Origin of the sequence: Roseomonas populi (genome assembly GCF_024594815.1) — a bacterium.
GTDB lineage: Bacteria > Pseudomonadota > Alphaproteobacteria > Acetobacterales > Acetobacteraceae > Roseomonas > Roseomonas populi.
In genome coordinates this window covers 99,434-123,160 of the sequence record NZ_JANJOU010000019.1, presented here as the reverse complement: position 1 = coordinate 123,160, position 23,727 = coordinate 99,434, and the positions used below count along the sequence as shown (strand labels likewise).

General features: G+C 72.4%; 18 protein-coding genes. 10 read left to right on the top strand and 8 right to left on the bottom strand.

The window, feature by feature from the left end; all coding sequences use genetic code 11:
• Positions 1 to 29: 29 nt before the first annotated feature.
• Both NRP21_RS19690 and NRP21_RS19685 read left to right on the top strand, forming a co-directional pair.
• The gene (locus tag NRP21_RS19690; RefSeq protein ID WP_257717935.1) at positions 30 to 662 is read left to right on the top strand and encodes a TerC family protein; all 633 of its coding nucleotides are present in this window, start codon (positions 30 to 32) and stop codon (positions 660 to 662) included.
• Positions 607 to 1,299, top strand: coding sequence for a hypothetical protein (locus NRP21_RS19685; RefSeq protein WP_257717934.1), 693 nt, complete (start codon positions 607 to 609; stop codon positions 1,297 to 1,299). The genes NRP21_RS19690 and NRP21_RS19685 overlap by 56 nt, the downstream gene beginning before the upstream one ends.
• Before the next feature lie 223 nt (positions 1,300 to 1,522).
• Here the strand turns inward: NRP21_RS19685 and NRP21_RS19680 are convergent, their stop codons facing one another.
• From NRP21_RS19680 to radC, 3 genes are read right to left on the bottom strand one after another with little or no spacing between them, the layout of a single operon-like run.
• Positions 1,523 to 1,735 (bottom strand): DUF4287 domain-containing protein, encoded by a 213-nt coding sequence (locus tag NRP21_RS19680; protein ID WP_257717933.1) that lies wholly within the window; start codon positions 1,733 to 1,735, stop codon positions 1,523 to 1,525.
• 39 nt (positions 1,736 to 1,774) lie between these two features.
• A complete protein-coding gene (locus tag NRP21_RS19675) occupies positions 1,775 to 2,761 on the bottom strand; it encodes a S1C family serine protease (RefSeq protein ID WP_257717932.1) in 987 nt (328 codons plus the stop codon).
• Positions 2,758 to 3,504 (bottom strand): RadC family protein, encoded by a 747-nt coding sequence (radC, locus tag NRP21_RS19670; protein ID WP_408639642.1) that lies wholly within the window; start codon positions 3,502 to 3,504, stop codon positions 2,758 to 2,760. The genes NRP21_RS19675 and radC overlap by 4 nt, the downstream gene beginning before the upstream one ends.
• A gap of 302 nt (positions 3,505 to 3,806) precedes the next feature.
• On the opposite strand from radC, the gene NRP21_RS19660 reads away from it, so the two are divergent.
• On the top strand, positions 3,807 to 5,690 hold the full coding sequence (locus NRP21_RS19660) for a putative bifunctional diguanylate cyclase/phosphodiesterase (RefSeq protein WP_308219916.1): 1,884 nt from the start codon (positions 3,807 to 3,809) through the stop codon (positions 5,688 to 5,690).
• A 67-nt stretch (positions 5,691 to 5,757) separates the two neighbouring features.
• On the opposite strand, the gene NRP21_RS19655 is transcribed toward NRP21_RS19660, so the two are convergent.
• The 3 genes from NRP21_RS19655 to NRP21_RS19645 form a co-directional block, all read right to left on the bottom strand.
• Positions 5,758 to 6,408: a carbonic anhydrase gene (locus NRP21_RS19655; RefSeq protein ID WP_257717930.1), complete on the bottom strand. Its 651-nt coding sequence runs from the start codon at positions 6,406 to 6,408 to the stop codon at positions 5,758 to 5,760.
• Positions 6,405 to 7,229 carry a type I methionyl aminopeptidase gene (gene map / locus NRP21_RS19650; RefSeq protein ID WP_257717929.1) on the bottom strand — a complete coding sequence of 275 codons (825 nt, stop codon included), beginning with the start codon at positions 7,227 to 7,229 and terminating at the stop codon, positions 6,405 to 6,407. The genes NRP21_RS19655 and map overlap by 4 nt, the downstream gene beginning before the upstream one ends.
• A gap of 68 nt (positions 7,230 to 7,297) precedes the next feature.
• Positions 7,298 to 7,888: a TetR/AcrR family transcriptional regulator gene (locus NRP21_RS19645; RefSeq protein ID WP_257717928.1), complete on the bottom strand. Its 591-nt coding sequence runs from the start codon at positions 7,886 to 7,888 to the stop codon at positions 7,298 to 7,300.
• A gap of 76 nt (positions 7,889 to 7,964) precedes the next feature.
• Between NRP21_RS19645 and bdcA the strand changes: the two genes are divergently transcribed.
• From bdcA to NRP21_RS19620, 5 genes are all read left to right on the top strand, one after another.
• Positions 7,965 to 8,678 (top strand): SDR family oxidoreductase, encoded by a 714-nt coding sequence (bdcA, locus tag NRP21_RS19640; RefSeq protein ID WP_257717927.1) that lies wholly within the window; start codon positions 7,965 to 7,967, stop codon positions 8,676 to 8,678.
• Positions 8,679 to 8,885: 207 nt separating this feature from the next.
• Positions 8,886 to 10,304 carry an MFS transporter gene (locus tag NRP21_RS19635; RefSeq protein ID WP_257717926.1) on the top strand — a complete coding sequence of 473 codons (1,419 nt, stop codon included), beginning with the start codon at positions 8,886 to 8,888 and terminating at the stop codon, positions 10,302 to 10,304.
• Between the two features lie 102 nt (positions 10,305 to 10,406).
• The gene (locus tag NRP21_RS19630) at positions 10,407 to 11,672 is read left to right on the top strand and encodes an SPASM domain-containing protein (RefSeq protein ID WP_257717925.1); all 1,266 of its coding nucleotides are present in this window, start codon (positions 10,407 to 10,409) and stop codon (positions 11,670 to 11,672) included.
• Positions 11,673 to 11,813: 141 nt separating this feature from the next.
• Positions 11,814 to 16,937 carry an MG2 domain-containing protein gene (locus NRP21_RS19625; RefSeq protein ID WP_308219915.1) on the top strand — a complete coding sequence of 1,708 codons (5,124 nt, stop codon included), beginning with the start codon at positions 11,814 to 11,816 and terminating at the stop codon, positions 16,935 to 16,937.
• A 114-nt stretch (positions 16,938 to 17,051) separates the two neighbouring features.
• Positions 17,052 to 18,257, top strand: coding sequence for an MFS transporter (locus tag NRP21_RS19620; protein ID WP_257717924.1), 1,206 nt, complete (start codon positions 17,052 to 17,054; stop codon positions 18,255 to 18,257).
• Positions 18,258 to 18,405: 148 nt separating this feature from the next.
• Here NRP21_RS19620 and NRP21_RS19615 read toward each other — a convergent pair whose 3' ends face one another.
• Positions 18,406 to 18,873, bottom strand: a complete 468-nt coding sequence (locus NRP21_RS19615; RefSeq protein WP_257717923.1) for a CAP domain-containing protein — start codon at positions 18,871 to 18,873, stop codon at positions 18,406 to 18,408.
• Positions 18,874 to 19,004: 131 nt separating this feature from the next.
• Between NRP21_RS19615 and pbpC the strand changes: the two genes are divergently transcribed.
• Entirely contained in the window at positions 19,005 to 20,987 is a 1,983-nt protein-coding gene (gene pbpC / locus NRP21_RS19610; RefSeq protein WP_257717922.1) for a penicillin-binding protein 1C, read from the top strand.
• Positions 20,988 to 21,004: 17 nt separating this feature from the next.
• Here pbpC and NRP21_RS19605 read toward each other — a convergent pair whose 3' ends face one another.
• The gene (locus NRP21_RS19605) at positions 21,005 to 21,253 is read right to left on the bottom strand and encodes a hypothetical protein (protein ID WP_257717921.1); all 249 of its coding nucleotides are present in this window, start codon (positions 21,251 to 21,253) and stop codon (positions 21,005 to 21,007) included.
• Positions 21,254 to 21,374: 121 nt separating this feature from the next.
• Here NRP21_RS19605 and NRP21_RS19600 point away from each other — a divergent pair, with 121 nt between their 5' ends.
• Positions 21,375 to 23,705: an FdhF/YdeP family oxidoreductase gene (locus NRP21_RS19600; protein ID WP_257717920.1), complete on the top strand. Its 2,331-nt coding sequence runs from the start codon at positions 21,375 to 21,377 to the stop codon at positions 23,703 to 23,705.
• Positions 23,706 to 23,727 lie beyond the last annotated feature (22 nt).

Genomic DNA, 23,727 nt, shown 5'->3' with positions numbered 1-23,727 from the left:
TTCGCGCCCTGGCCCCATCGGAGACGTTCATGGACGCGATCACCTCGGCAGTGCCGGAACTGCTGCAGATCATGTGGCTCAACATCATTCTCTCCGGCGACAACGCTGTGGTGATCGGGCTGGCGGCGGCGGGGCTGCCGGAGAGCCAGCGCAACAAGGCGGTGATGTTCGGCATCGTCGCGGCGGCGGTGCTGCGGATCATCTTCTCCGTCATCGCGCAGCAGCTGCTGGCGCTGTGGTGGATCGACATCGTGGGCGGCCTGGCGCTGCTCTACATCGCCGTCAACTTCCTCATGGAGCTCCGCAAGGGGCAGAAGGAGGAGGAGGCCGAGGGGTCTTCCCACCACGACAAGTCGCTGATGGCGGCGCTGTGGCAGATCGTGATCGCCGACGTCTCCATGAGCCTGGACAACGTGCTGGCCGTGGCGGCCGTGGCGCGGGACAACCTGACGCTGCTGATCATCGGCCTCGTGGTTTCCATCGTCATGATGGGCATCCTGGGCGGGCTGCTGGCCCGGCTGCTGGATCGCTACAAGTGGATCGCCTATTTGGGCGTGGCGCTGATCGCCTGGATCGGCGTGAAGCTGCTTTGGGAAGGGCTGGTGATTGCCGACACGACTCTGGGTCTCGGGCTTGGGCTTCCCGCGCCGGGCGGGCACTGATCTGACCACGGGCGGGGCGGCGTTCCGGCGCCCTGCCGGGCTGGCGGCGGTGTGCCGCCTGCTTCCCGTGATGGCGCTGGCCGCCCTGGCGGGCTGCGCCACGACCGGGGATGACGACGCCTCCGCGCAGCGCGCAAGGCCGGCCATGGACGCCGCGCTGGCGCGGCTGCCGGCGGCGGCCGCGGGCTTCGAGCGGGACGCGGTGCAGGATGTGGCGCCCGGCGACGCGACGGCGGGCAAGGTGGTGGAGTACGTCACCCCGCGCCGCGTGGCGGTGGCCTACGTGTTTCTTTACGACCTCGGGCGGCCCGCAGTGCGGGATGCCGACCTGCCGCCGGAGGTGGAGCGGGCGGTGAACGAGGCGACGGCGCTTCCTTCCGACCGGACGGGGCGGCAGCTCTCCGTGGCGCAGCGCTATACGGTACCGGCGCGGGGCGGGGACCTCTCCTGCGCGGCGCTGGAAGGGAATTTCGGACGCACCCGTGTGGAGCGGCAGGTCTGCGTGGGCGTGGCGGACGGGCGGTTCCTGCGGGTGCAGGTGACCATGCCCAGCCTCGCTGCGCCTTCGGCGGATGCGCGGGCCTTCGCGGCGGAGGTCGCGGGGGCGGCGCGGGGTGGGGAAACGGCGCCTAGGTAAGGCGCGCGCTCGGCGCACCGGCGGGGCTGTGCTCGCGCCGGTGCCGTGGCTTTCCCTCCGTACGAGGGGCGATGCCGGGGTGGGGGGTCGGGGTGATCGGCACCTAAGCCGGTGCTTCGCAGAGGCCTACCACCTCCGGGGGGGGGGGTGGGCCCGACCGCCCGGCCATCTGGCCGGGTTCGGCGGATGGCGGGATGTCAACTCGTCCCGATCCGGGAAAAGCTCACGGCCTGTCCGCCGCCAAAGTATGCGCGACGATGGCGTTCGCGTGGCCATGACCCATGCCGTGCTCGTCCTTCAGCATCGCGACGAGTTCCATGTGCTTTGCCGGATAGGCACTGCGTACCAAGGCCTGCCATTCGGAGATCGGGCGGCCGTACTTCTTTTCGATCGAGGGGAAGTAAGAGGCGGGGCCCTTGGGTGTCTGGTCGGCCACGGCTTGGAAGCCCCTTCTCGATACGGTTTGGCGTGCCCCTTACCCGAGGCAGCGCAGGAAGAGGACCGAGGGGTTCACGGCTTCCCCGACCTCGGCCGCGGTGCGGGTGGGGCCGCTGGAAGCGGTGCGGGGCTGGACGCGGTTCTCCCGCAGGAACTGGAGGGCCTGTTCGGCCTTCACCGCGAAGTTCACGTTCTGCGGGATGTCGCCGGTGCGCTGGGCCACGCGCTGGGCGTTGAGCTTGCTGGTGATGATGCCCACAACGTTGCCCGAGAGGTCCAGCAGCGGGCCGCCGGAGTTGCCGGGCTGGACGGGGGCGCTGATCTGGAAGTGGGCGCGGTTGTCGGCGAGGCCGGCCAGCGCCGAGATGTCGCCCGTGGTGAGGGTGGGGCCGGAGGCGAGCATGCCGGCTAGCGGGAAGCCGTAGGTAACGACGGAGTCGCCGCGGCGGATGTCCGGGGCGTTGCGGAAGGTGAGGGGCGGGCCGGCATTCTCGCGCAGGTCGAGGATGGCGAGGTCGCGCCGGCTGTCCCGGGCGCGGACGGTGGCGGTGATCTCCCGCCCGTCGGCGTTGCGGGCGCGGACGGCGCGGCAATCGCGCACGACGTGGTCGTTGGTGAGGGCCTGGCGGTCGGCGATGACGAAGCCGGTGCCGGAGGAGACCTCCCGCGAGTTGGGCGGGTTGTCGCGCGGGTCCAGCGGCGGGGGCTTGCCGCCGGGGGGCGTGCCGCCCGGGGCGGGAGCGGCCGGGGGCTGGGCGCGGGCATCCGGGCGCGAGGGTGGACCGGGGCGGCGCGGAGCCGGGTCCGGCATGTCGTAGAGGGGCGGAGGCTTGCCGGAGGGGTCGGGCTGGGCCTGTTCAGGGCCGCTGCCGCCGCCGAGCGGCGGGGGCTTGCCGCTCTGCGCCCCAGCGGGCGGGGAGGCCAGCAGGAGGGTGGCGGGGAGGAGGAAAGCCGCGACGAGGGGGGCGCGCATAAGGGAAGGGTGGGGGTGGCGCGGCGGGCGGTCAATCTCCGCCGGGGTCACAGAAGGTTTTCCCGCCGAAAGGAGAGGTGGCGGCCGTTTCCGATGATCAGGTGGTCGTGGAGGACGATGCCGAGGGTGGCGGCGGCGTGCCGGACCTCGATCGTCATCTCGATGTCGGCGCGGGAGGGGGTGGGGTCGCCCGAGGGGTGGTTGTGCACGAGGATGAGGGCGGTGGCGCCGAGCTCCAGGGCGCGCTTGACCACTTCCCGCGGGTAGACGGGGGTGTGGTTGACGGTGCCGCGGGCCTGGGCCTCGTCCGCCAGGAGGCGGTTGCGGCTGTCGAGGAAGAGGACGCGAAACTGCTCCACCGCCTCGTGCGCGAGGGCTGCGGTGAGGTAGGCGAGGAGGCGGTCCCAGTTGTTGAGGATGGGCTGCTCCCGCGCCTCCTGCGCCAGGAGGCGGAGGGCGGAGGCGCGGGCGAGGCGGAGGGCGGCGACGGCGGCGTCGCCGATTCCCTCTACGCCGCGCAGCTCGTGCTCGGGGGCGGTGGTGGCGCGGGCGAAGCTGCCGAAACGGGCCATGAGGCGCTTGGCATGGGGCTTGGTGTCCACGCGCGGGAGAGCGAGGAAGAGGAGCATCTCCAGCAGCTCGTAATCGGCCAGGGCATCGGGGCCGGCGCGGAGGAGCTTTTCCCGGAGGCGCTTGCGGTGGCCCTCGGGACCGGGGGCTGGGGCCGCAGCTGGGTGGCCGGCCTGGCCGGGAAGGTCGAGCAGGGCGCTGAAGCCGGGACTCGCCTCCTCCATGCCGCGCCGCGTGGACAAGAAACGCCTCCCCGTCTCCATATCTTGTGAAGATGGGCGCGGCCCGGCGGGTTGTCCATGCGCGGCATCGCCGGATTCGCGCCTCGCGGGCCTGGAACAGCGGGGTGAAGGCGCCCAGTACGGGTTCATGCGGGCGGCATGGGGCGGCGCGCGGCGAGTCTAATGATGCGAGCGCGGGATAAACGTTTGTTTTACTCAACCGAAGGTTGAGACGAACTCGCGGTTAGCCCAGATTGGCCGGGCAACCCATGGGCACGCCCGTGCCCGACGGTTCGGAGGATCCGATGCCGCCAGCTCCGCTGCCGCGTGACGAAGAACGCCGCCTTGCCTCGCTCCGCTCCTTCGAGGTGCTCGACACAGCGAGTGAGGAGGTCTTTGACGACATCGTGGCCCTTGCCGCGCGGCTGACCGACAGCCCGATCGCGCTCGTCTCGCTGGTGGATGCGGAACGGCAGTGGTTCAAGGCCCGGTACGGGGTGGAGGCGAGCGAGACGCCGCGCGACGTCGCCTTCTGCGCGCACACGATCCTCAACCCCGACAAGCCGCTGGCCGTGGAGGACGCGACGAAGGACCCGCGCTTCCGCGAGAACCCGCTGGTGACGGGCGCGCCGGACATCCGCGCCTATCTCGGCGTGCCGCTGGTGACGCAGGAGGGGCAGGCGCTTGGCAGCCTCTGCGTGATCGACCGGGAGGCGCGCCACTTCGACCGGGAGACGATCGGGACCGTCCGGACGCTGGCACGGGCGGTGGTGACGAACCTGGAGCTGCGGCGCGCGCTCCTCCAGGCGCGGGAGGCGGCGCTGACGGATCCGCTGACGGGGCTGCCGAACCGGCGCGCGACGATGGCGGCGCTGGTGGAGGCGCTCTCGGGCGGGGAGCCGGTGGCGGTGGTCACGGTGGACCTGGACCACTTCAAGGAGGCGAATGACGGCGAGGGCCACGCGGCCGGCGACGCGCTGCTGAAGGAGGCGGCGAGGCGGCTGCGCGATGCGGTGCGGCCCGGCGACACGGTGGGGCGCACGGGCGGGGACGAGTTCGTCGTGCTGCTCTCCGGCGTGGAGGATCGCGCGGCCGCGGACGGGATCGTGCAGCGGATCAGCGCCGCGCTGCACCAGCCCGTGCCCTACGGGGAGCGGGTGCTGCGGCTCGGCGCCACGCTCGGGGTCGCGCTGGCGCCGGCGGACGCGCAGGAGGCGGAGATGCTGGTGCGCGTGGCGGACGAGGCGCTGGTGCGCGCCAAGCGGGAGGGGCGCGGCAGCATCGGACGCGCCAGCCCGGAGGACGCGGCGAAGCTGCTGCGGGCCGCTTCCATCCTCCGTTCCTTCGATGCGGACGCGTGCGGGGAGGGCGGGCTCTCCGGCGCGACCGCGCGCCTGCAGCCGATCCTCGCGCTGGGCCAGGGCAAGGCACCGGACGGGGCGGTGCTGGCGGTGGAGGCGCTGGCGCGCTGGGGCCATCCGGAGGTGGGCGAGATACCGCCGGGGGAGCTGTTCCCCGTGATCGGCCCGGAGCGCGGCGCGCTGCTCGGGCGCGCCGTGCGCGCGCAGGCCCTGGCGGCTTTCGCGGGGCTGCAGGCGCAGCGGCAGGCGGGGGCGCGGCTGGCGGAGGCGCGGCTGGCGCTGAATCTCTCGGCAAGCGAGGTGGCGCGGGCGGACATCGCCCTGGAACTCGCCGCCCAGGTCGAGGGCGCGGGACTTTCGTTGCGGGCGGTCGAGATCGAGATCACCGAGGAGGTGCTGCTGGAGCGGGTGAGCAACCGCACGCTGGACGGGCTGGCGGCGCTGCGCGGGCGCGGGGCGCGGCTGGTGCTGGATGATTTCGGCACCGGAAATTCGGGCCTGGCGCAGTTGCTGCGGCTGCCGCTGGACGGGCTGAAGCTGGACCGGCGCTTCGTCCAGCGGCTGGGAGCGGACGTGCGGGCGGAGGAGATCGTGAAGGCGACGGTGTCGCTGGCCCACAGCCTTGGGCTGCAGCTGGTGGCGGAGGGGATCGAGACGCCGCGGCAGGCCGCGATGCTGCGGGCGCTGGGATGCGACGCGGTGCAGGGGTTCCTCTTCGCCCGGCCGATGACGCCCGATGCCCTGGGGAACTGGCTGCGGGGGCTGCCGGAGGAGGGGACGCCCGAGCTGGTTCCGCTGGGGCCGAGGATCGCGCGCCGGGTGAACTGAAGCCCGGGTGAGCTGGGGCCAGGGTGAGCTGGGGCCCGGGTGAGTTGAGACCCGGGCCGGGGGGGGGTCAGGCCAGCGGCATGTCCTCGAGGGCGGAGAACTCGCCCGTCGTCTCGTCCAGCACGCGCAGGGCGCCATCCATCACGGCGAAGTGGAGGCCGTGGAGGATGAGTTCGCCCGCCTCCTCGCGCTCCGCCAGCCAGGGGAAGGTGCGGAGGTTGGCGAGGGACTGGCGGATGGCGGCCAGTTCCATCGCAGTCTGGTCCTGGAGGGGGTCCACGCCGTCGCAGGCCAGGCGGGTGGCGGGGGCGGCGATCTCCATCCACTGGGCGATGAAGTCGCCGCCTGTGGTGTCGGTGCCCTGGAGGGCGTTCTGGCGGAACACGTTGATGCCGCCGCAGGAGGCGTGGCCGCAGACGACGACGTGGCGGACCTTCAGCTGGCGCACGGCGAACTCGATGGCGGCCGAGGTGCCGTGGTAGGTGCCGTCCGGCTGGTAGGGCGGGACGAGGTTGGCGACGTTGCGGACCACCAGCATCTCGCCGGGGTCGGCGTCGAAGACGACCTCGGGCGCGACGCGGCTGTCCACGCAGGCGATCATCAGGACGTCCGGGCTCTGGCCGGTCTCGGCCAGGCGAGCGTAGTTCTCACGCTCCCGCCGGAAGCGGGTGTGACGGAAGCCTCGGTAACCCTCGAGCAGGCGCGGCGGGAGGTTCATGCCCCGGCGGAGGGCTGCGCGGCGTAGGGGGGCTTTGTGTAGCCCGCGGGGGAAAGGGTGAAGATCTCGCAGCCCGTCTCCGTCACGCCCACGGTGTGCTCGAACTGGGCGGAAAGGGAGCGGTCCCGCGTGACGGCGGTCCAGCCGTCGTCTAGCACCTTCACCTCGGGGCGGCCGGCATTCACCATCGGCTCGATCGTGAAGAACATGCCGGGCTTCAGCACCGGGCCCTCGCCGGGGCGGCCGAAGTGAAGGATGTTCGGCGGCGCGTGGAACTTGCGGCCGACGCCGTGGCCGCAGAAGTCCCGCACGACGGAGAAACGGTGCTTCTCCACGTAGGACTGGATGGCGTGGCCGATGTCGCCAAGCGTGTTGCCGGGCTTCGCGGCGGCGATGCCGCGCATCATGCTGTCATAGGTCACGTCCATCAGCAGGCGTGCCTTCGTGGTGGGCGTGCCGGCCACGTACATGCGGGAGCTGTCGCCGTACCAGCCGTCCAGCAGGGGCGTGACGTCGATGTTGAGGATGTCGCCATCCACGATCACGCGGTCGCCGGGGATGCCGTGGCAGACGACGTGGTTGATGCTGATGCAGGAGGACTTGGTGTAGCCGCGGTAGCCGAGCGTGGCCGGGGTGGCGCCGTGGTCCAGCATGTAGTCGTGGCAGAGCTGGTCCAGCGCGCCCGTGGTGACGCCGGGGCGCACATGGGCGGTGATCATGTCCAGGCACTCGGCCGCCAGGCGGCCTGCGCGGCGCATGCCCTCGAAGTCGTCCGGTCCGTGCAGGGGGATGCGGCGCGCCTCGCCGGCAGTCTGGTCCATGCGGCGAAAATGCGCGCGCGATCCGGCAGTTGCAAGGCATGGCGGGTCTGCGCCGGGCGGGGAGCCGCTCAGGCCGCGAGGGCGGCGCGGACGGCGCCTGCGCCCAGGCGCGCGGCGGCGAGGAGGCGGGGCTGGTCCACGCCGGCGCGGGCCATGGCGGAGAGGCCGGAGAGGAGCGTCGAGACGTAGTCGGTGAGGGCGTCGGCGCGGTCGGGGTGGCGGGCGGCGATGAAGGTGCGGATGGCGCAGGCCCCGGCCTCCGCGGTGGCGGTGGCGGCCTCGCGCGCGGCGGGGTCCTGGCAGCGCCGGCCTTCAAGGGCGAGGCAGCCGGCAGCGTCGGGGTCGGCGGCGTAGCGCCGGGCGGCTTCCTCCAGCAGGTCAGAGAGGCCCTCGGCCACGGGGCGGTCGGGGCTGAGGAGGTCGGCGAGGGAGAGGGCGCCGGTGCGGCCGTAGCGCTCCAGCACGCGGGCGTAGAGGCCGGCCTTGCTGCCGAAGGCGGCGTAGAAGGATGGCGGGTTGATCCCGAGTTCCGCGGTGAGATCGGCGACGCCGACCGCGTCGTAGCCGCGGGCCTGAAACAGGGCCTGGGCCGTGGCGACGGCCGCTTCGGGGTCGAAGCCACGGGGTCGTCCGCGGGGGCGCGGGATTTTTGTAGTCATCGCTAGGAAAAACCTTGACGGGCCTGGGCGGGGATTTATGTAGTGGCCGCTATATTGAACGGCAAGGAGATGGATCATGGCCGGACTGAAGGGGAAGCGCGCGCTGGTGCTCGGCGGCAGCCGCGGCATCGGGGCGGCGATCGTGCGGCGCCTGGCCGCGGAGGGCGCGGAGGTGGTGTTCACCTATGCCGGGTCGCGGGAGGCGGCGGAGCGGCTGGCGGGGGAGACGGGCGCGAGGGCCGAGCTGACGGATAGCGCGGACCGGGAGGCCGTGGTCGCGCGGGTGCGGGAGAGCGGGGCGCTGGACGTGCTGGTGGTGAATGCCGGCGTTGCCATGATGGGCGACCCGCTGGAGCTGGACGCGGATGAGGTGGACCGGATGATCCGCATCAACGTCCACGCACCCTACCATGCGGCGGTGGAGGCGGCCCGCCGGATGCCCGAAGGCGGGCGGATCGTGGTGATCGGTTCCAATGTCGGGAACCATGTCGGGTTCCCCGGCATCGCGGCCTATGCGCTGACGAAGTCGGCGGTGCAGGGCATGGTGCGCGGGCTGGCGCGGGACTTCGGGCCGCGCGGGATCACGGTGAACGCGGTGCAGCCCGGGCCGGTGGACACGGACATGAACCCGGCGGACGGGCCGCTGAAGGACACGCTCTACGGGCTGATGTCCATCAAGCGGCACGGGCGGCCGGATGAGATCGCGGGGATGGTGGCCTGGCTGGCGGGGCCGGAGGCGGGCTTCGTGACGGGGGCGATGCACACGATCGACGGCGGCTACGGGGCCTGAGCCTTCGGGGCCGGGAGGGATGCGGGGCCGGCGGCCCCGGCCACCGTTTTGTCGATCATCCCTCTCTCCGGGGCTTCGCGCGGGGCTCGGCCGGGCGCAATAAGGGTGTGGCCCGGCGGCCTGCCCGGCCGCGCGCGGGGGTGATGGGGCTTGGCTGTTTCGGGGTTGGACGCGGCGGAGGGTGTGGCGGCCTCCTCAGGTGATCCGGTGCCGAGCCCGCCCCCGAACACGCGGCTGACGGCGATCATCGTCGCCTCCGCCCTGATCATGCAGAACCTGGACTCCAGCGTGATCGCGACGGCGCTGCCGGCGATGGCGCGGGACCTGGGGAGCGAGCCGCTTCATCTTTCGGCGGCCATCACCTCGTACCTCGTCGCGCTGACGGTGTTCATCCCGCTCTCGGGCTGGGTGGCGGACCGGTTCGGGGCGAAGCGGGTGTTCATGATCGCCATCGGGGTCTTTGCCTTTGCCTCGGCGCTGTGCGGGCTCTCCCGCGGGCTGGGGGAGCTGGTGGCGGCGCGCGTGCTGCAGGGGCTGGGTGGCGCGATGATGGTGCCTGTGGCGCGGCTGCTGCTGATGCGGCAGGTGCGGCCGGAGGAGGTGGTGCGGGCCACGACCTGGCTGACGATGCCGGGATTGCTGGGCCCTATCCTTGGCCCTCCGCTCGGCGGGTTCCTGACGGACACGGTGACCTGGCGGGCGGTGTTCTGGATCAACCTGCCGATCGCCGCCGTTGGGCTGCTGGCGGTTTGGAGGTTCATCCCGGCCAGCCGGGAGAAGAAGCCGCCGCGGCTGGACGTGGTGGGGGTGACGCTGATCGGGGCCTCGCTGGCCTTCCTGATGTTCGGTGCGGAGACGGTGGGGCGCGGCGTGCTGCCGGAGTGGCTGGCGGTGCTGGCCTTCGTGCTGGGGGCGGCGCTGGGGTGGCTGGCGCTGCGCTGGGTGCGGCGGGTGCCGAATCCGGCGCTGGACCTTTCGCTGTTCGCGTTTCCGTCGTTCCGGATCGGGGTGGCGTCCGGCAGCCTGTTCCGGATCGGGGCGGGGGCATCGCCCTTCCTGCTGCCGCTGTTCCTGCAGCTGGGGTTCGGGGCCTCGGCGACGGTTTCGGGGCTCGTCACGCTGGCCACGGCGCTGGGGGCCTTCGCAATGAAGCCGATGACGAGCGTGGCGCTGCGCCTGTTCGGGTTCAGGAACGTGCTGGTGTGGAACGCGCTGCTGGTGGCGATCTCCTTCGTGGCCTGCGCGCTGTTCGATCCGGGCTGGCCGCTGCCGGCGGTGTTCGTGGTGCTGGCCTTCGGCGGGCTGGCGCGGAGCCTTCAGTTCACCTCCTCCAACGCGCTGTCCTACGTGGACGTGCCGCCCGCGAAGCTTTCCGGGGGGACGGCGATCGTGGCGACGGCGCAGCAGCTGTTCATGGCGCTGGGCGTGACCTGGGGGGCGGCATGGCTGGCGGCTTCCTCCGCCATCGCAGGGCGGGCGGAGCCGGCGGTGGCGGATTTCGCGATCGCCTTCCTGGGTGCTGCTCTGCCGCCGCTGCTGACGATGCCGATCGCGGCGCTGCTTCCGGCGGATGCGGGGGTGGCAGCCTCGGGGCATCGGCGGGGGAAGGATGCGGGACGGTCCTGATCTCGCCCGGGCCTGATGGGGCCCGGATGGTTCCGGTGGGGCTTTGATTCGTCGCGGTCGGCACGTTTAGCGTGAGCGGGCCGGAGAGGAACGAATCGCGCCATGCCCGACTGGACCGTGACCGCCGCGCCCGCGACGCGGGAGGACATCATCGGCGCGTACCGGATATTCCTGGGCCGGAACCCCGATGAGGCGGGGCTGCGCTACTTCCTGGACCTGTCCACCGCCGGGGAACTCAGCATCGGCCGTCTGCTCGACCGGTTCCTGGAGTGCGACGAGTTCTGCATTGCCACGGGACTGAGGAGGGCGCGCGACGCGACAGCGAAGGGCCGCCTGGAGGAGGCGATGGGCCATCTTCTGCCGATCTTCGGTCGGGAGCCCTTCAACGGGGCTGGCCGGGAGGCGGTCTTCGACCTTCGCGCGCGGATGAACGCAGCGGCGCGGGAGGGCGTGGCGGCCCGCTACGGCATCCGGCCCGAGGAGGTGCCGCAGCGGCTGCCCTTCGTGGCGATCGGCACGACCGGGCTGTGCAACGCCTCCTGCATTCATTGCCCGACGGGCAAGCCCGAGACGGCGCATGTGCCGCGGGTGCCGATGGATCCGGCCCTGTTCGAGAAGCTGGTGCGCGGGATGGCCGAGGCGCACATCGTCGTCACCGGGCGAATCAACCTGGGGCTGTTCGGCGACGGGCTTGTCGATCCGCACGTGATCGAGCGGCTGCGGGTGATCCGGCGGCATCTTCCGGAGGTCTTCGTCTCGGTGAATACGAACGGCGCCGCCTACAACCGGGAGAAGCACCGTGCCCTGGCCGGGCTGGCCAATATCGTGACCCTGCACTGCGAGGCCCTGGTGCCGGAAACCTACAACCGGCTGATGCAGCCGCTTCGGCACGAGCGGGTCTTTCCCAAGATCAACCAGCTGCTGGAGGATTTTCCGGGCAAAGTAGAGGTGAGCGTGCCGGTCAGCCGGATGAACCTTGGAGAGTTGCGGGCCATCCGTGAGCACTTCACGGAGCGTGGCGCCGTGCATGTCCATTTCGACCCGCTGCTGAGCCGCGATGCCAAGGACATGCAGCTCTATCGGTCGTTGGCCCTGGCGCCGCAGAAGCACAATTGCGACCGCCAGATCCTGGAGGAGCTGATCGTCGATTGCGACGGGCGGGTGCTGATTTGCTGCAACGATTTCCGTCGCTCGGAGCCGATCGGCGACCTGACGCGGGAGTCAGTCTTGGACGTGCTTGTCAACGAGCGGCGGCGTCGGGTGCGGCAGCAGCTGGACGAGAACCGGCACGGGGAGATTTCGACCTGCAGCCGGTGCTACGCGGACAGCCGCATGAGCGAGACCTGGCGTGAGCTTGTGCCGCATTAGAGGAGTCTTGCCCGGCCGATGCGCCTAACAGAACGGTCGGGGCGATAGCGTAAAGTTCAGGAAGCGCGGGCGGCGTTGGGTCTGGGCGGGCGCCATGGCTGTGGCAAGCTGCGCGCAACGAACATACGGTCTGGTCACGCCATGCGCTTGCTCCGCTGCCTGATGGTTGCCGCTTCCCTGCTGGGGAGCGGTGGGGCCCTCGCGCAGGGGTTCGAGCTGCCCGGGCTTTCCTCCGAGGCGTCGCGCTACGCCAGCACCCTGACCGCGAAGTTCCCCGCCGGCGGCACGCCGCAGCAGCGGCAGGTGGCGGAACGGCGGGCGCGCGACGCGGAGGGACGCGGGGACTGGGCGGCGGCCATTGCCGCGTGGGAGGAGCGGCTGGGCATGGGGCAGGCCCGGCCGGAGATGTGGCTCTCCCTCGCCCAGGCGGCGATGAGGCGGGTGCCGCCGGACCTGGCGAAGGCCTTGCAGGCGGCGCAGCGGAACTTCGACCAGGTTGAGGCGGGGGAGGCGGAGGTGCCTTCCCTGCGGGTGATGGCGGATGCGCTGCGGGCGCAGGCGCGCTGGCCGCAGGTGATCCAGGTGCTGGAAGCGGTGGTGGAGCGGCTGCCGAACGACGACGCGGCCAAGACCGCGCTGGCCGATGCGCGGCGCGAGGCGGGGATGCTGCTGCGGCGCGTGCAGACTGAGCCGGAGGCGGAGCCGGCGCGGGCGTGCCTGGCCTTCACGGTGGCGCCGCGCCGGGCGGATAACTGGCAGCCTGAGGACTGGGTGCGGGCGGAGCCGGCGATCCAGGGGCTGGCGGTGGTGAAGGAGGGGGACCGGCTCTGCGTGGCGGGGCTGCCCTGGGGGCGGAAGACGCGGCTGGTGCTGCGCGCCGGGCTGCCGGCGGAAGGGGGCGCGAACCTGCGCGCGGACCTGCCAGTTGAGGTGGCGATGCCGGATCGCGCGCAGCGGATCGGTTTCGATTCCAAGGCTTTCATCCTGCCGCGCGGGGCGCCGCCGCGGGTAACGGTGGCGACGATGAACGTGGAGCGGCTGAACCTGCGGCTGGTGCGGGTGAGCGAGCGAAACCTTGTGCCGCTGGTGCAGAACAACCGGCTGGGCGAGGAGCTGAGCGGCTACACGGCCGAGGAGATCCCGGAGAGCCGCGGGCGCGTGGTGTGGGAGGGCACGGCGGATGTGCCGCGCTTCCAGCGCAATGCGATGCAGCGCACGGCGCTGCCACTGCCGGAGGCGCTGACGGGTTCGGGGCCGGGGCTTTTCGTGCTGCTGGCGCGCAACGCGCAGGACGGGGAGCGGGATGTCAGCGACACGGCGGCGCTGCCGATCATGGCGACCGACCTGGGGCTGACGGCGTGGCGCGGCGCCGAGGGGCTGGCCGTGCAGGCGCGCGGGCTGGGCGATGCTCGGCCGAAGGCGGGCGTGCGCGTGGCGCTGATGGCGCGCAACAACGACATCCTGGCCGAGGCGACGACCGGGGATGACGGGCTGGCGCGCTTCGGCGGGCCGCTGCTGCGGGGCGAGGGGCCGGTGGCGCCGGTGGCGGTGCACGCGCAGCTGGGCGAGGACCTGGTGGCGCTGGACCTGGAGGCGGCCTCCTTCGACCTGTCCGACCGTGGCGTGACGGGGCGGGAGTGGCCGGGGGCGGTTGATGCCTTCCTTTGGACGGACCGGGGGATCTACCGGCCGGGCGAGTCCGTGAAGCTCTCCCTGCTGCCGCGCGATCCCTCCGGGAAGGTGGTGGACCTGCCGATCCGGCTGCGGCTGCGGCGGCCCAATGGGCAGGTGGCGGCGGAGGCGGTGCCGGAGCGCGGGCCGGAGGGCGTGGTGCTGTGGGCGCCGACGCTCTCCGCCGGGGCGCCGGCGGGCGGGTGGACGATCGAGGCGCTGCTGGATCCGAACCGGCCGCCGATCGCCTCCATCGGGTTCCAGGTCGAGGCCTTCGTGCCGGAGCGGCTGGCGGTGACGGTGGGGCCGGCTCCGGGACCGCTGACAGGCGGGACGCCGTTGCAGCTGCCGGTGGAGGCGCGGTTCCTCTACGGCGCGCCGGGGGCGGGGCTGACCGGACAGGCGGAGATGCGGCTGGCGGTGGATCCGGAGCCGTTCGAGGCGTGGAAGGGCTGGCGCTTCGGGCTGGCGGAGGAGCCCTTCGACGGCGGGCTGCAGACGATCGACGTGCCGGAACTGGGGGCCGATGGGAAGGGGGCGGTGCCGCTGGAGCTGCCGAACCTGCCGGATACCTCGCGGCCTCTGCGGGCCGATGTGGTGGTGACCATGGCAGAGCCGGGCGGGCGCGGGAGCCGGGGGACGGCGGCGGTGCAGGTCCGCTCGGCCAATCCCTTCGTGGCGCTGCGGCCGAGCTTCTCGGGCGGTTCCGTCGATGATGGCGGGGAGGCGACGGTCGAGGCGGCGCTGGTCTCGCCGACGGGTGAGGCGCTGTCCGGGCGGCTGCGGGCGCGGCTGGTGCGGGAGCGGCCGACCTGGCGGCTGACACGGATTAACGGGACCTCCCGCTACGCGACGGTTTGGCTGGATGAGCCGGTGGATTCGGCGGAGCTGACGGTGGCGCCGGGGCGGCCGGGGCGGTTCGCGCGGCGGCTGGGCTTCGGGCGGTACCGGCTGGAGGTTTCGCAGCCCGGGGGCATGGCGATCGCGACCCTGCGGTTCCGCTCGGGCTGGGTGGGATCGGATGATCCGGCGGTGCCGGACAAGGTGGATGTGGCGGCGGACCGGCAGGCCTATGCCGGCGGGTCCACGGCGCGGCTGCGGATTACCCCGCCCTTCGCGGGGCGGGCGAGCGTGGCGGTGCTGACGGACCGCGTGCTCTCCGTGCGGGACGTGGACGTGCCGGCGGGCGGTGCGGATGTGGAGGTGCCCGTGGATGCGGGCTGGGGGCCGGGCGCCTGGGTTGCGGTGACGGTGTTCCGGCCGGGCGAGACGCCTGTTCAGGGCGGCGCTGCGGCTCCGCGCCGGGCGATCGGGCTGGCCTGGGTTGGGCTGGATCCGGCGGCGCGGCGGATGGAGGTGGCGATCGAGGGCGAGGCGCTGCTGCGGCCGCGGCAGCGGGTGGAGGTGCCGGTGCGCGTCTCCAATGCCGGGGGTGCCGCCTACCTCACGCTGGCGGCGGTTGATGAGGGAATCCTGCGGCTGACGCGCTTCGCCTCGCCCGATCCGGCGGCGCATTTCCTGGGGCGGCGGAAGCTGGGGCTGGATATCCGGGACGATTACGGGCGGCTGATCGCGCCCGCGGATGGCGAGCCGACGGTGCTGCGGCAGGGCGGCGACGATGATGGCGATCTGGCGGGGGTGCAGCCGCCGCAGCGGGTGGTGGCGCTGTTCTCCGGCGTGGTGGCCGTGGGGGCGGACGGGCGCGCGGTGGTGCCGCTGGAACTGCCGGAGTTCAACGGCGAGCTGCGGCTGATGGCGGTGGCCTGGTCAGGGGACCGGGTCGGGTCCGGTTCGCGGCCCGTGACGGTGCGGGACCCGGTGGTGGCGGAGGCGCTTCTGCCGCGCTTCCTGGCGCCGGGGGACGAGGCGCGGCTGCCGGTGCTGCTGCACAACCTGGACCTCGCCGGGGGTGGGGTGCGGGCCAGCGTCTCCGTGGAAGGGCCGCTCTCGGTGGAGGGCGGGCAGAATCTCGGGGGCGATCTGGCGCAGGGGCAGCGGGCGCTGCCGGCGGCGACGCTGCGGGTGACGGGCGCGGGCGAGGGCGTGGTGCGCGTCGCGGTGACGGGGCCGGGTGGCTACAGCGCCACGCATGAGAGCCGGATCACGCTGCGTTCGCCCCGGCCGCTGCTGCGGGAGGTGGCGGTGGCCTCCGTGGCGCCGGGGGCCACGGCGCAGGTGGCGCCGGACCTCGGGCGCTTCGTGCCGGGGACGACTTCGGTGCGCGGGACCTGGGGGCAGCCGGTGCGGTATGACCCGGCGGCGCTGATGCGGGTGAACGTGGACTTCCCCTTCGCCTGCGGGGAGCAGGCGGCGAGCCGGCTGCTGGCGCTGGTGGGGTTCGAGGCGGCGCCGGACCGCGAGGTGGGCATCCAGCGGTCGGTCGCGCAGCTTCTGGACAAGCAGCGCTTTGACGGGAGCCTGGGGCTTTGGTCGGCCAGCGGGCCGGCGGATCCCTTCGTGACGGCCTATGGCGCGGAGGCGCTGCTGCGGGCGAAGGCTGCGGGGGCGACGGTGCCGGATGCGCCGCTGGACGCGCTGCTGAAGAGCATCCGCGAGGAGGCCGACAACTCCTACGCGGAGGAGCCTCTGGACCGGGCGGTGGCGGCCTATCGCCAGTACGTGCTGGCGATGGCCGGGCGCGGGCTGCCGGGTGCTTCGCGGCGGCTGTTCGAGAGCCTGGAGCAGTTGCCGACGCCGCTGGCAAAGGCGCAGCTCGGCGCGGCCTTCGCGCGCATGGGCGACCGTCTCAGGGCGGAGGAGGCCTTCGCGGCGGCGCTGGCGGCGCCGGCGCGGCGGTACTGGCACGGGGATTACGGCAGCGCGGCGCGCGACGCGCTGGCGGTGACGCTGCTGCTGAAGGAGAGCGGCGTGCTGGAGGGGCGGATGGCGGAGGCCCTGGGCCGCGTGCCGGGCGCCGAGCTGACGCCGGAGGCGGCCTCGACCCAGGAGGCGGCCTGGGGGGTGCTGCTGGCGTCCTCCCTCGGCAAGGATGGGCGGCCGGTGCGGGTTTCCGTGGACGGGCGCGCCCTGACGGCGGCGCCGGTGGTCTCCGCGGTGCTGGCGGGGCGCGCGGAGGTGCGGAACCTCGGCGACCGGGCGGTGCCGCAGGCGGTGTCCCTGGCGGGGCTGCCGGTGCAGGCGCTGGCGGCCGGGCGGGCGGGGATGCGGATTTCCCGCCGGTTCTTCAACACGGACGGGACGCCGGTAAACCTCGACACGCTGCAGCAGAACCAGGTGTTCCTGCTGCAGGTGGAGGCGCGGGCCGAGACCGGGGAGACGCACCGGGCCATGGTGCAGCAGGGGCTGCCGGCGGGGTGGGAGATCGTCGGGCGGCTGAATGGCGAGGGGGTGCTGGCCGGGATGGACTTCCTGGGCGAGCTGACCTCGGCGGATGCCTTCCCGGCGCTGGACGACCGCTTCGCCGCGGCGGTGACGATGACGCCGGACAGCCCGGTGGCGCGGTTCGCCGTGAAGGTGCGGGCGGTGACGGCGGGGCGGTTCGAGCTGCCGGGGGCGGAGGTTCAGGACATGTACCGGCCGGCCGTTTTCGCGCGGCAGAACACGGGGCGGGTGAACGTGGCGCCGGTACCGTGATGAAACTGCCATAGGACGGCGCGGTGCGGCCGGTTCGCCGGCCGTGCCGGGTTGTGTGCGCGATGGCGGGGGAGGATAGGGGCCGGGCCAGGTACAAGAAGAAGGCGCACGGCAATGGAAGAAGAAGTCACACCGGAGGCGCGGAAGGCGCTCTGGGGTTCTGCGGTCGGCTACGCGATGGATGGGTTCGACCTGCTCATCCTCGGCTTCATGTTGCGGGCGATCTCGACGGAGCTGGGGTTCGGGCAGGCCGAGGCGGCCTCGCTGGTGACCGCGACGCTGGTGGGGGCGGTGCTGGGCGGGCTGATCTTCGGCCTGCTATCGGACCGGCTGGGGCGCGTGCGGGTGCTGACCTGGACGATCGTGCTCTTCGCCGTGTTCACCGGGCTCTGCGCCTTGGCGCAGGGGTACTGGGACCTGCTGGCCTATCGCACCATCGCCGGGCTGGGGCTGGGCGGCGAGTTCGGGATCGGCATGGCGCTGGTGGCCGAGGCCTGGCCGGCTTCGAAGCGGGCGCGGGCTTCCTCCTATGTGGGGCTGGGCTGGCAGGCGGGCGTTCTGCTGGCGGCGGTGGCGACGCCGCTGCTGCTGCCGGTGATCGGCTGGCGCGGCATGTTCGCGATCGGCGTGCTGCCGGCGGTGGTGGCCTTCTTCATCCGGCGCACGCTGCACGAGCCGGAGATCTTCGCGGCGCGCAACGCGGCGGCGGTGAAGGAGGGCTTCCCGCTGCGGCTGCTGGTGAAGGATGCGGAGACGACGCGGATCAGCCTGGGGCTGGTGATCCTCTGCTCCGTGCAGAACTTCGGCTACTACGGCGTGATGATCTGGCTGCCGAACTACCTGAACAGCCGGTTCGGGTACGGGCTGACGCAGTCCGCGGTGTGGACGGCGGTGACGATCGCGGGGATGGCCGTGGGCATCTACGCCTTCGGGCAGATCGCGGACCGCGTGGGGCGGCGGCCGGCCTTCCTGGGCTACATGATCGGTGCGGCCATCATGGTCGTCGTCTACTCGCTGCTGACGGACGCGACGGCGCTGCTGATCGGCGGCGCGGTGATGGGCTTCTTCGTGAACGGGATGCTCGGCGGCTACGGCGCGCTGATCAGCGAGATGTACCCGACGGCAGTGCGGGCGACGGCGCAGAACGTGCTGTTCAACATCGGGCGCGCGGTTGGCGGGTTCGGGCCGGTGGTGGTGGCGGCGGTGGCCGCGACGCACGGGTTCGAGACGGCGATCGCGGCGCTGGCGGCGCTGTACGTGCTGGACATGATCGCGTTGTGGCTGCTGATCCCGGAACGACGGGGCGCCGAGCTGTCGTGATGAAGGGGGCGGTTCCGGTTTGCCGGAACCGCCCTTCTCGTATGCGGGGACGGCCGGGGGCGATCGCGGCCTGGGACATGTCCTGGATCTGGGGCCTTCGACGGGCCGGGTGGATCGGGGCCGTTGCGAGGTACCGAAGCGCAGGTGCTCAGAAGGGGGAACGGCCGGCGATGTTGCCAGGTGGGCTGTAGCGGCAGACCAGCACGTCCTGGCCGGCGCCGGCGGCCAGGGCGCAGCCCATGGCCGTCGTGCCGCGCCACACCATCTGCGTGTAGTGGCCGGTGCGGGCCAGGTCGCGGGCACCGGCGCGGAAAGCGGTGCGCTCCGCGACCCAGGCGCCCGCCATCTGCTCCGGGGTGAAGGCGCCGCGGGTGCCGGACCAGAGGTTCTCGCCCTCGTTGATGCCAGGCTCATGCGCGAGGCGGCCGCTGCGGGCGAGGTTGCGGGCCCAGCGGTCGGCGTCGGCGGCCAGCGCCGGGTCCCAGCGGAGGGGTGGGACGCCGACGGCCGCGCGCTCCCTGGCGTGGACGGCGAGCAGGCGGGAGGAGAGATCCGCCGGGCCCGCGCCGGTGGCGCAGGCGGCGAGCAGGAGGGGAAGGAGGCAGGTGGGCCGCATGGGCGAGAGGTGGCAGTTCCGCCGCGCCTGTCCAGCACTGGCCGCGCGCGGCGGGCGCGGCCGCTTGCTGCCGGGGCAGGGCGTGCGAGGATAGGGAGGCCCTGCGGCGGCCGGGCGGAGGAATGCTTCTGGTGCGGTCGGGCATGGGCAGGTTCGGGCTTTGGGTGGCCCTGGTCCTCGGGCCGGCTGCTGGCGCCCTGGTGCTGTTCCTGGTGCTGGACCGGGTATTCCCGCCGGATCTCTCCCGCCTGGAGACGGTGGGGCGCGTGGTGGTGGACCGGGAGGGGCGGACCCTTTCGGCGCTGCCGGCGCCGGGCGGGGTATGGCGGCTGCCGGTTGGGGCGGAGGAGGTTCCGCCGCATCTGGTGGGGCTGCTGGTCGCGGCGGAGGACCGGCGGTTCTGGCGGCATCCCGGGGTTGATCCGATCGCGCTGGGGCGGGCTGCCTTTCAATGGGCGCGGGCGGGGCGGGTGGTTTCGGGCGGATCCACGCTGTCGATGCAGGCGGCGCGGCTGCTGGAGCCGCGGCCGCGCAACCTGCGGAGCAAGGCGATCGAGGCCTTCCGGGCGGTGCAGCTGGAATGGCGGCTGGGCAAGCCGGGTGTGCTGCGGGCCTGGCTGACGCTGGCGCCGATGGGCGGAAACCTGGAGGGCGTGCGGGCGGGGGCGCTGGCCTGGTTTGGGCGGCCGGTGGAGCGGGTTTCGGTGGCGGAGGCGGCGCTGCTGGTGGCGGTGCCGCGCCGGCCGGAGGCGCTGCGGCCGGACCGGCACCCGGTGGCCGCGCGGGCGGCGCGGGACGCGGTGCTGGTGCGGCGCGGGGCCCTTGCGCTGCCGGAGGTGGAGCGGGTGGCGGCGCTGGCGGAGGGGACGCCGGATTCACGGCGGCGGATGCCGGGGCTGGCGCCGCACCTCGCGCGCGAGGTGGCGCGGGGGGCTGTGGGGGATGTGGTGCGGACCTCGCTGGATGCGGGGACGCAGCGGGTGATGGAGGGTATCGCGCGGGAGGCGCTGGCGGGGCTGCCGGAGCGGGCCTCGGTGGCGATCGTGGTGGCGGACCTGCGCTCGCGCGAGGCCCGGGCGGTGGTGGGGGGCGAGTGGCTGGCGGAGGGGCGCGCCGGGGCGCTGGACCTGACTCGGGCCGTGCGGTCCCCGGGATCGGCGCTCAAGCCGCTGCTCTACGCCATGGCCTTCGATCGCGGGCTGGCGCGGCCGGGGAGCGTGATGGAGGACCTGCCGCGGCTGTTCGGGGACTGGGCGCCGGAGAACTTCGCGCGCGGGTTCTCGGGGCGGGTGACGGCGGCCTCGGCCCTGCGGCAGTCGCTGAATCTTCCGGCGGTGGCACTGATGGAGGCGCTGGGGCCGATCCGCTTCGCCTCCGCCATGAAGCGGCTGGGGGCGCCGCCGCGCATGCCGCCGGGCGCCGGGGCGGCGCTGCCGCTGGCGCTGGGCGGGGCGGGCGTGACGCTGCGGGAGCTGGTGGGGGTGATGGCGGCTGTCGGCGATGGCGGGCGGGGCGGGCCGCTGCGGGTGCTGCCCGGGGGAGCGCCCTTCGAGGGCGAGGCGGTGGTGCGGGCGCCGGCGGCGGATGCGGTGGCGGGGATCCTGACCCAGCCCTTCCCAGGTGGCGGGCCGGAGGGCGTGGCGTGGAAGACGGGAACCTCCTGGGGCGGGCGGGACGCGCTGGCGGTGGGGTTCGATGCGCGGCACGCGGCGGGGGTCTGGGTGGGGCGCCCGGACGGGACGGCCATTCCCGGCGCGACAGGGCGGAGCCTGGCCCTGCCGGTGCTGGCGCGGGTGTTCTCGGCGCTGCCCTCCGCGCCGCGCGCGGCGGAAGGGCCGGTGATCGCGCGGGGGGCGGGGGCGGCGCCGGTGGACGGGCTGCGGCTGCTGTTTCCGCCCTCCGGCGCGGTGATCGACGAGGGAGCGGTGACGATCCGGGCGGCGGGGGGAAGGCGCCCCTTCACCTTCCTGGTGGACGGGGTGCCGGTGGCCTCTGGCGGAGCACGGCGTGAGGCCGGGTGGGTGCCGCCTGGGCCGGGCTTCTACCGGGTGACGGTGCTGGACGCGGAGGGCGGCGTGGTGAGCGCGGCGGTGCGGGTTCGGGGAGTGGAGTAGGGCGCCTTCGAGGCGGCTCAGTAGGACCTGTCGTCCATCCGGTTCCGGTTGCGGAGCAGGCGCAGCAGGGCAAAGGACAGGACGCCCGTGACGCCGGCCAGGATCACGGAAGGCCGGATGCCCGTGCGGACGGATGCGCGATCGAGCGCCACTTCGAGACCGCCCGCGACGTTCACGGCGAAGGGCACGACCTTCGTGTCGAGGAAGAGCTTCGGCGCCGAGGGACCGGCCGGCTTCTTCAAAAGATAGTCGCGTCCGATGATCACGCCGACCTCCGTAAACACATGTTTGGCCGCGGCGAATAAAACCTCGCCACGGCAAGCAGCGGTAGCAACGCGGCCATGGAGCGGGTGTTTCTGAAACTCCGCTGCCGGCTGGAGTTCGCCCGTGGATAGACCTGTGTTTAAGCCGTATCGCCTGCCCGCCGGTGGCTGGGGCTCCGCGAAGTCCGTGGGCAACATCCTCAGGCAGGAGGGCGTGTTGGCAAGTGCTCCTCTCGCGCTCAGCCGGCACAACAAGGTCGATGGCTACCAGTGCAACAGCTGCGCCTGGGTGAAGCCTGCGAGCCCGCTGCCTTTCGAGTACTGCGAGAACGGCGTGAAGGCGGTGGCCTGGGAACTGACCGCGCATCGCTGCACGCCGGAGTTCTTCGCGAAGCACACGGTGACAGAGCTGCGGGAGTGGGACGACTACCACCTTGAGGAACCGGGGCGCCTGACCCACCCGCTGCGCTACGACGCGGAGACGGACAAGTACGTGCCGGTGTCGTGGGGCCATGCGGTGGAGGAGATCGCGCGCGAGTTGCTGGCCGTCGAGGACCGGAAGAAGCGTACCGTTTTCTACAGCTCTGGCCGGCTCTCGAACGAGGCGAGCTATCTGTACCAGCTTTTCGCGCGGCTCTACGGCAACAACAACCTGCCGGACAGTTCCAACATGTGCCACGAGACGACCTCTGTGGCGCTGCCGGTGAGCATCGGGCAGGGGGTCGGCACGGTCGCGCTGGACGACTTCGCCAAGGCCGACTGCATCATGTTCTTCGGCCAGAACCCCGGCAGCAACTCGCCGCGGATGCTGCATCCGTTGCAGGAGGCGAGCCAGCGCGGGGTGCCGATCATCACCTACAACCCGCTGCGCGAGCGCGGGCTGGAGCGGTTCCTGAACCCGCAATCCCCGACGGAGATGCTGACCGGGAAGGAGACGCGGATCAGTTCCCAGTACCACCAGGTGAAGAATGGCGGCGATCTGGCGGCGCTGGCAGGGATCTGCAAGGCCGTGCTGGCCATGCATGACGAGTCCGTGGCGGCCGGCAATGCTGCGGTGCTGGACGAGGGCTTCATCCGGGAGCACACGCACGGCTTCGAGACCTTCGCCGAATGGCTGCGCGCGCAGGACTGGGACGAGCTGGAGCGCCGGTCCGGCCTGCATCGGGCGGATATGGAGGCGACCGCGAAGGTGTATGGCGGGTCGCATCGCGTCATCGGCATCTATGGCATGGGGCTGACGCAGCACCAGGCCGGGGTGGAGACGGTGCAGATGCTGGTGAACCTACTGCTGATGCGCGGCAACATGGGGCGCGACGGTGCGGGGATCTGCCCGGTGCGCGGCCACTCCAACGTGCAGGGGCAGCGCACGATGGGGGTGACGGAGAAACCGGAGCTCTTCCCGCTGGACCGTCTCGGCGAGCAGTTCGGTTTCGAGCCGCCGCGCGAGGCCGGTTACAACACCGTGGAGGCCTGTGAGGCCGTCCTCCGGGACGAGGTGAAGGTCTTCTTCATGCTGGGCGGCAACTTCGTCCGCGCGATCCCCGACCACGGGATAATGGAGCCGGCCTGGCGCAAGATCCGCTTGACGGTGAACGTGATCACCAAGCTGAACCGCAGCGCGCTTCTGCCAGGGGAGATCAGCTACATCCTGCCGGTGATCGGGCGGCTTGAGATCGACGAGACCGCCAAGGGGCAGCAGGTGCTGTCGATGGAGGACACCTCGGGCTGCATTCACGCCAACCGGGGCCTCCGCAAGCCGGCATCCCCGCACCTGATCGGCGAGATCCGGCTGATGTGCGAGATCGCGAAGAGGGTGATCGAGCCGAACCCGCGGGTGCGCTGGGACGACTACATGACGGACTATGCCACTATCCGGGAGGAGATCGGCGAGACCCTGCCGGACACCTTCTGGGATTACGAGCGGCGCATGTGGGAGCCGGGGGGATTTCAGCGCGACATGCCCGTGAAGCGGCGGGAATGGCGCACGGAGACGAAGCGGGCGAACTTCGTCACGCCGAAGGGGCTGGACGAGGACCTGGACATGCCGGACGTGGGGCATGACGCGCTCCGGTTGATGACGCTTCGCAGCAACGACCAGTTCAACACCACGGTCTATGGCTACGACGACCGGTTCCGGGGAATCAGGAACACCCGGAAAGTGGTGCTGATGAATCGTTCGGACATCGATCGTCTGGGGCTGAAGGTCGGGCAGGCCGTGACGCTGAGGACGGTGGCGAAGGACGGGGTGGACCGGAAGCTTTCCGGCATGCTCGTGGTTGCCTACGACATCCCGATCGGCTGCATCGGTGGCTACTATCCGGAGTGCAACGTGCTGCTGCCGATCTGGCACTACGCGGCCGGCAGCAAGACGCCGGCGGCCAAGGCCATTCCGGTGACCGTGCATTCGGAGGGCGATCAGGTACTGGAGCCGCAGCTGGAATATGCGGAGGGGTAGCTGCCTCGGGGGGCGGACCGGC